A 977-nucleotide genomic window follows, 5' to 3' on the forward strand; every position below is an offset into this window, starting at 1 on the left:
CGGTGGGCCTGGTCGCGGTCGGCGACCCGCTGCGGGACGGTGCGGCGGGCCTGGCGGACAGCTTCGACCAGGCCGGCGTACGGCTGGTGCTGGTCACCGGCGACCACCCCGCCACCGCCGCGGCGATCGGCGGCCAACTCGGCCTCTGGCGCGCCGGCGACCCGGTGGTACGCGGCGACGACGGCGACCCGGCCGACGCCGACCCGGCCGCCCGGGTCTACGCCCGCACCCGACCCGACCAGAAGCTCGACATCGTGGCCGGCCTGCAGTCCCAGGGGCACGTGGTGGCGATGACCGGCGACGGGGTCAACGACGCGCCGGCGCTGCGGCGGGCCGACATCGGGGTGGCCATGGGCGGCGGCACCGAGGTCGCCCGGCAGGCCGCCGACCTGGTGCTGGTCGACGACGACCTGTCCACGGTGGCCGCCGCGATCGGCGAGGGGCGGCGAATCTACGACAACATCCGCCGGTTCCTGCGCTACGCCCTCGCCGGTGGGGTGGCGGAGATCGCGGTGATGCTGCTCGGGCCGCTGTGCGGGCTGGCCGTGCCGCTGCTGCCGGCGCAGATCCTCTGGATCAACCTGCTCACCCACGGGGTGCCCGGGGTGGCGCTGGGTGCCGAACCGGCGGAGCCGGGCAGCCTGCGCCGACCACCGCGCTCCCCGCAGGAGTCGGTGCTCGGCGCCGGGCTCGGTCGGGACGTTCTGCTCACCGGTGGCCTGATCGCCGCGGTCGCGCTCGGCGCCGGCATCGCCGCCGCCCGGTGGGACCGGCCCTGGCAGTCGGTGGTCTACCTGGTCCTCGGCCTGGCCCAGCTCGGCGTGGCGCTCGCGGTACGAGCACCCCGGCCGCCGGACGGCCGGCGCGGCAACCCCGGGCTGCTGGTCGCGGTGGCGGCCTCCGCGCTGCTCCAGGTCGGCGGGGTGCTCCTCGGCCCGCTGCGGTCGCTGCTGGGCACCGGGCCGTTGGTCCCGTCC

At 77.6% G+C, this 977-nt stretch carries 1 protein-coding gene; it reads left to right on the plus strand.

Going from position 1 to position 977, the window contains the following annotated elements; all coding sequences use genetic code 11:
* Positions 1-977 (plus strand): HAD-IC family P-type ATPase (locus DKL51_RS33160; RefSeq protein ID WP_148097931.1); only part of this gene is annotated, 977 nt, incomplete at both ends.

It is taken from the genome of Micromonospora globispora, from assembly GCF_003857015.1.
GTDB lineage: Bacteria > Actinomycetota > Actinomycetes > Mycobacteriales > Micromonosporaceae > Micromonospora > Micromonospora globispora.